Consider the following 6,736-nt stretch of genomic DNA (forward strand, 5'->3'; position numbering starts at 1 on the left):
GTGCTACTTGAGCTGGCGGTGCGGGACCTGGGCGTCATCCCCGACCTTCGACTCCTGCTCTCGGAGGGCATGAGCGTGGTCACGGGCGAGACCGGTGCGGGCAAGACGATGGTGGTCGACGCCATCGAGCTGCTGGTGGGGGGTCGGGCCGATCCGCTGCTGGTGCGGACCGGCGCGGAGGAGGCCTGGGTGGAGGGGCGCTTCCTGCTGCGGGCCGCCGACCGGGAGGTGGTCGGTGAGTTCGGCGAGGACCTGGAGGACGTCGAGGTGGTGCTGGCCCGCGCCATCCCCCGCAACGGGCGCAGCCGGGCCTACGTCGACGGCCGGCTCGCGACGGTCTCCGCGCTGGTGGAGCTGGGGGAGCGCCTGGTCGACCTGCACGGGCAGCACGCCCACCAGTCGCTGCTCAGCCCGGTCGCCCAGCGGGCCGCGCTCGACCGCTTCGGCGACGTCGACCTGGAGGCCGTGCACGTGGCCCGCCAGCGCGAGCGCGACATCGCGCAGGAGCTGGCAAAGCTCGGCGGCGACGAGCGGGCCCGGGCGCGGGAGATCGACCTGCTGCGCTACCAGGTGGAGGAGCTCGAGGCCGCCGGGGTCACCGGTCCCGACGAGGACGACGAGCTGGCCGCCGAGGAGGACGTGCTGGCCGACGCCACCGCCCACCACGCGGCCGCCGCCGAGGCGGCCGCGGCGCTGACCGACGAGGGGGGCGCGGGCGATCCGCTGGGCGCCGCCATCTCGGCGCTGGCCGGCCGGGCGCCGTTCGCCGCCCAGGAGGAGCGGCTGCGCGCCCTGGCGGCCGAGCTGGCCGACGTCGCGGTCGACGTGCGGGGTGTGGCCGAGGCCATCGACGAGGACCCGGCGCGCCTCGACCTGCTGCGCGAGCGCCGTCAGCTCCTGTCCGACCTGCGCCGCAAGTACGGCGAGACGTTGGTCGAGGTGCTCGCCGAGTACGAGCGCCTGGGCGCCCGGCTGGCCGAGCTGGAGGACCACGACCGCCGGGCCGCCCAGCTCGACGGGGCCCAGGCCGAGGCCCGCAAGGCCTACGAGGAGGAGGCGGCGCGGGTGGCGGCCGCCCGTCGGGCTGCCGCGCCCGAGCTGGCGCAGGCCGTGGAGGCGAACCTGCGGGAGCTGGCCATGCCCAACGCCCGCCTCGAGGTGCGGGTGGAGGGCGACGACCCGGGCGACGACGTCGTGTTCCTGCTGGCCGCCAACCCCGGCACCGAGCCGCAGCCACTGAGCAAGGTGGCGTCGGGCGGCGAGCTGGCCCGGGCCATGCTGGCGCTGCGCCTCGTGCTGACCAGCGCCCCGCCCACGCTGGTGTTCGACGAGGTCGACGCCGGCATCGGCGGCAGCGCGGCCACGGCCGTGGGGCGAGCCCTGGCGAAGATCGGCCGGGAGCACCAGGTGCTGGTCGTCACCCACCTGCCCCAGGTGGCGGCCCACGCCGATGCCCACGTGCAGGTGGCCAAGCAGAGCGACGGCGACGTCACCGTGTCGCAGGCCACCGTGCTCGACCACGACGAGCGGGTGATCGAGCTGTCGCGCATGCTGTCGGGCCAGCCGGACAGCGACACCGCCCGCCGCCACGCCGAGGAGCTCCTGGCGACTGCAACGGCGGTCGGCCAGGAAATAGTGTCAAACGGATGATCCGTCGCCTGCGTCGCTCCGACAACGGTTCCCAGGAGGGACCGATCGTCGGGGTGGCGCGGGTCGACCGGAAGACGAAGCGCCTGGTGGGACGGCTGCAGCCGGGCGACGTGGCGGTGATCCACCACGCCGACATCGACCGTGTGGCCGCCGAGACGCTGGTCGACGCGGCGCCCGTCGCGGTGATCAACGCGGCGCCGTCGACCACCGGCCGCTACCCGAACCTGGGGCCGCTGCTGCTGTGCCAGGCCGGCATCACGCTGGTCGACGACGTGGGCAGCGACGTGATGGACCGCATCGTCGAGGGCACCAAGGTGACCGTCGACGGCGAGCGCGTGCTGGTCGACGGCGAGGTCGTCGGCACCGGGGTGAAGCAGGACCTCGACAAGGTCGACGCGGCCATCGAGTCGGCCCGGGCCAACATGGGCCCCGAGCTGGAGCGCTTCGCCATCAACACGGTGAGCTACATGCGCCAGGAGATGGACCTGCTCACCGGCGAGCTCGCCGTGCCCGCCCCCCGCGTGGCGCTCGGGGGCCGTCACGTGCTGATCGTGGTGCGGGGCATCGACTACAAGGAGGATCTGCGCCTCCTGCGCCAGTCGGGCTACGTGAACGACGTGAAGCCCGTGCTGATCGGGGTCGACGGTGGGGCCGACGCCCTGCTGGCGATCGGCGAGCGCCCGGACCTGATCATCGGCGACTTCGACTCGGTGTCGGAGACGGCGCTGCGCTGCGGGGCCGAGCTGATGGTGCACGGCTACACCGACGGCCGTGCGCCCGGCGCCAAGCGGCTCGACGACCTCGACCTGCCCTACTCCGTGTTCTCCGCGCCCGGCACCAGCGAGGACATCGCCATGCTGCTGGCCTTCGAGCACGGCGCCGAGCTGATCGTGGCGGTGGGGACGCACAACAGCATGGTGGAGTTCCTCGACAAGGGCCGGGCGGGCATGGCGTCCACCTTCCTGGTGCGGATGCGTATAGGTTCTGCCCTCGTCGATGCCAAGGGAGTGAGCCGCCTCTACCAGCAGACCGTCCGTCGACGAGACCTGCTGATGCTGGTGGGAGCGGCGCTCGCGACGCTGGTCGTCGTCGTGCTCGTCTCGACACCGATGCGCCTCGTGCTCCGCTCGCTGTGGATCACGTTGACCGCCGGCTTCTAGCCGGCGGCCGTCCAGCCCTCCATGATCAACTTCCGCTTCCACCTCATCTCGTTGACCGCGGTCTTCCTGTCGTTCGCGGTCGGCCTGCTGCTCGGCACCAACTTCCTGGCCGACGCCTCGAAGAACTACCTGGAGGACCGGCTCGACACCTTCGCCGACCGCCTCAACGACGAGGAGGCCACCAACGACGAGCTGTCGGCGCAGGTCGGCAGCCTGGAGTCGGAGGGCGAGCAGCTCGACGAGCAGGTGGGCGAGCGGCTCTTCACCGGACTGCTGACCGCCGACCCGGTGCTGGTGGTGGCGCCGCGGGGCCTGCAGGGCGACACGGGGCCGGTGGAGCGGGTGCTCGACTCGTTGGCCAAGGCGGGCGCGGACGCCCGCGGGGTGTGGTGGCTGACCGACCGCCTGGTGCTCGACGACGAGGACGAGGCGACCGAGCTGGCGCAGATCCTCGGCCTGAACGACACCGACCCGGTGGCGCTGCGCAACGAGCTGGGGGCACGGCTGGCCTCGGTGCTGGCCGCGGCCACCGACGCCGGCGACGCCACGAGCCCGGACCTCACCGCCGCCCAGGCCGAACCCGACCTGCTGGCCCAGCTGAACGACGCCGGGTTCGTCGACTACCAGCTCGCCGAGGGCGACGACTCCGAGGTGGTGACGCTGCCGACCAGCGGCCTGCGGGTGGTGACGGTGACCGGCGAGGGCGCGGTGCTCACCGGCGACCAGGTGGTGCTGCCGATGCTGTCGGGGCTCGCCGCCGAGGGGCCGGTGCCGGTGGTGCTGGCGGAGACGCCGGTCGTGCCCGACGACGACCCGGAGACCGACGACGAGGGCGACCCGCTGGTGGCGCAGATCCGCGCCGACGGGACGCTGGGCGACCGCATCTCCACGGTCGACGACGTCGACCGGGTGTCGGGCCGGATCGCCACGATGCTGGCGCTCGACGACGCCGTGCCGTCGGCCCCGGTGGTGGGCCACTACGGCCTACGCCCCGACGCCGACCGCCTGCTTCCCGCCCCGCCCGAAGAGTGAGCGCGCCGGTGAGCGAGCCCGTCTTTGCAGGGAAACGACCCGTATGGGGTCGTTTCCCTGCAAAGACGCGGGGGACGGGGCGGGCCGCGGCCGGGATGGGCGCGGTCACGGCCCTGTCGCGGGCCGCCGGGTTCGTGCGGGTGCTGGTGATCATGGCGGTGCTCGGCACCAACGACCTGGGCGACGCCTTCCAGACCGCCAACCTGCTGTCGAACGTGCTGTTCGAGCTGCTGGCCGCCGGCGCCCTGTCGGCCGTGCTGGTGCCCACCTTCGTGCAGCTGCTCGACCAGGGCGACCAGGAGGCCGCCGAGGAGGTCGCCGGCCGCGTGCTGGGCGTCGCCCTGATGGTGCTGGGGGCGGTGACGGTGGTGGGCATCCTCGCCTCGCCGCTGCTGGCCCGGGTGCTGACCTTGAACGCCCCGGCCGACGTGGCCGACGACCAGCGTGACCTCGTCGCCTTCCTGCTCCCGTTCTTCCTGCCCCAGGTGCTGCTGTACGCCGCCGGGACGATCGCCAGCGCGGTCCTCTTCGCCCGCCGCCGCTTCGCCATCACCGCGGCGGCGCCGATCGGCAACACGGTGGTGATGGTGGCCGGCCTCGTGTTGTTCCGGGTGGCCGTCGGCACCGATCCGGGCCTCGACCTGTCCACCGGTGAGCGGCTGCTGCTGGTGCTGGCCGCCACGGGCGGGGTGCTCGGGTTCGTCGGAGTGCTGCTGGTGGCCTGCGCCCGGTCGGGGTTCCGGCTGCGCCCGCGGCGACTCGCGGGTGACACCCGGGTGACCGCGGTGCTGCGCCACTCGGGTTGGGGGGTGACGCTGCACACCGCCGGCGGGCTGCTGCTGGGCGCCGCGATCCTGGCGTGCTCGGGCGTCGCCGGCGGCGTGGTGGCCTACAACGCCGCCTGGGTGTTCTTCCTGGCCCCGTACGCCGTACTGGCCCAGCCGGTGCACACCACGATCCTGCCGGAGCTGGTGATGGAGGCCCGCGACCACGGCCTGGCCCGGGTGGCGGCCTCGCTGCGCTGGGCGCTGGAGCGGATGGGCCTGCTGGTGCTGCCGGTGACCGCGGCGCTGGTCGCCCTGGCGCTGCCGGGCATGCGGCTGGTGGAGTTCGGGGAGACCGGTCGCTCGGGCGTGGAGCTGGTGGCGGCGGCGCTGGCCGGACTCGCGGCCGGCCTCTACCCCTACAGCGCCTTCCTGCTGTTCTCCCGGGGTTACTACGCGCTCGACGAGAGCCGCTTCCCGGGTCTGGTCGCCATCGGGAGCGCCGCCTGCGGTGTGGCGGTGATGGTGGGCGCCGGGGCCTGGCTCGACGGCTCGGCCCGCATCGCCGTGCTGGGCCTGGCCCACTCGTTCGCCTATTCGGTCGGGGCGCTGGTGCTGGCGGTCGGCCTGCGACGACGCACGGGGGCGCCGCTGCTGCCGGCGGGCCTCGGTCGGATGGTCGGGGTGAGCGCCGCGGTCGGCCTCGGCGCGTGGGCCGCCGGCGAGGCGCTGCTGGGCGACGACCCGGGCCGCCTCGCCGACCTGGCGTTCGTCGCCGGGGCGGGGGTCGTGGGGACGGCGCTGGTGGTCGGCGCCTACCGGCTGCTGGGCGTCACGTCGTCGCTCAGCACCCGTGGGGCCGCGGCATGAGGCTCCTCGGGAAATTGCGTCGATCCGCCCGCCATGTGCGGGTTTTCCGACGCAATTTCGCCGGGGTGGGGCTCGCGGGGCTGCTCGGGCTGGTGGTGGTCGCCGGATGTGGCGGGGGCGACGAGCCGCGGGAGGTCGGCGACGCGCCGGTCGACCGGGTGCTGGTGGTGTCGCTGCCGGGGGTGTCGTGGGAGGACGTGCAGCGCTACGACATGCCCAACCTGGAGGCGTTCGTCGACGAGGCCGCCATCGGCGACGTGTCCACCCGCATCGGCCGGGTGGCGGCCGGCACCACCGACGCCTACCTGAGCATGGGCGCCGGCACCCGGGCGCTGGCCCCCGAGATCGACGTGGCCGTCGCCCTCGAGCCCGACGAGCGCTACGGCGGCGTGCCCGCCTCGGAGATCCTGCAGCGCCGGCTGGGCGTGGTGCCCCCGGGCATCGGCTACCTGGCGATCGGCGCCGCCATCGACCGCAACGACGACAGCCCCTACGGCGCCGACGTGGGCCTGCTCGGCCAGGCGCTCGCCGACGCCGGCATCCCCCGGGCCGTGGTCGCCAACGCGGATGCCGGTGAGGGCTTCGTGAGCGAGGACCCGCCGCCCGACGGCGCCTACGCCCGCAGCGCGGCGACGATGCTGATGGGCGACGACGGCATCGTCCCCGACGGCATGGTCAGTCGCAACCTCCTCGTCGACGACCCCGCCGCCCCCTTCGGTCGCCGCCTCGACCACGACGCCGTGCTCAACGCGCTCGACCTGGAGTGGAACGACAGCGGCCGCACGGTGGTCCTGGTGGAGGCCTCGGACCTGAGCCGGGCCGCCGCCTACCGGCCCCGGGCGACGCCGGCCCAGGCCCGCCAGCTGCGGGAGCAGGCGATGGTCGACGCCGACGTGCTGCTGGGCGAGGTGCTGGAGCGGGCCGACTCGTCGCGCGACGCCGTGGTGGTGGTGTCGCCGGTCGCGCCCCGGGGTGCGCCGGCGCTGGCGATGGTGGCGCTCCGGGCGCCGGGCGTGGACCCGGGCCTGCTGCAGTCGGCGACGACGCGGCGCGACGGCTACGTCCACCTGGCCGACGTGGCGCCCACGGTCCTGTCGCTGCTGGGGGAGGAGCCGCCCGACGGCATCGAGGGCCGCAGCTTCCAGGTGGGCGACGACGAGGTGGCGGGCCGCGTCAGCCGGCTGGTCGACGAGACCGCCGCCGCCGACGTCCGCGACTCGCAGCAGGCGCTGGTCGTCACGCTGATCTCGGTGGGGACCG

5 protein-coding genes are annotated in these 6,736 nt (G+C 74.3%); all 5 read left to right on the plus strand.

Features of this window, described 5'->3' with window-relative positions:
• The gene (gene recN / locus VK611_18545; protein ID HMG43335.1) at positions 1-1,650 is read left to right on the plus strand and encodes a DNA repair protein RecN; all 1,650 of its coding nucleotides are present in this window, start codon (positions 1-3) and stop codon (positions 1,648-1,650) included.
• A complete protein-coding gene (steA, locus tag VK611_18550) occupies positions 1,647-2,810 on the plus strand; it encodes a putative cytokinetic ring protein SteA (protein ID HMG43336.1) in 1,164 nt (387 codons plus the stop codon). The genes recN and steA overlap by 4 nt, the downstream gene beginning before the upstream one ends.
• A 21-nt stretch (positions 2,811-2,831) precedes the next feature.
• Positions 2,832-3,842, plus strand: coding sequence for a copper transporter (locus VK611_18555; protein ID HMG43337.1), 1,011 nt, complete (start codon positions 2,832-2,834; stop codon positions 3,840-3,842).
• Positions 3,843-3,937: 95 nt separating this feature from the next.
• Positions 3,938-5,476 carry a lipid II flippase MurJ gene (locus tag VK611_18560; protein HMG43338.1) on the plus strand — a complete coding sequence of 513 codons (1,539 nt, stop codon included), beginning with the start codon at positions 3,938-3,940 and terminating at the stop codon, positions 5,474-5,476.
• Positions 5,477-5,541: 65 nt separating this feature from the next.
• Positions 5,542-6,736: hypothetical protein (locus VK611_18565; GenBank protein HMG43339.1), on the plus strand; the 1,195-nt coding region annotated here is incomplete at its 3' end.

The sequence above is a fragment of the Acidimicrobiales bacterium genome, from assembly GCA_035316325.1.
Lineage (GTDB): Bacteria > Actinomycetota > Acidimicrobiia > Acidimicrobiales > VFJN01 > DASXTK01.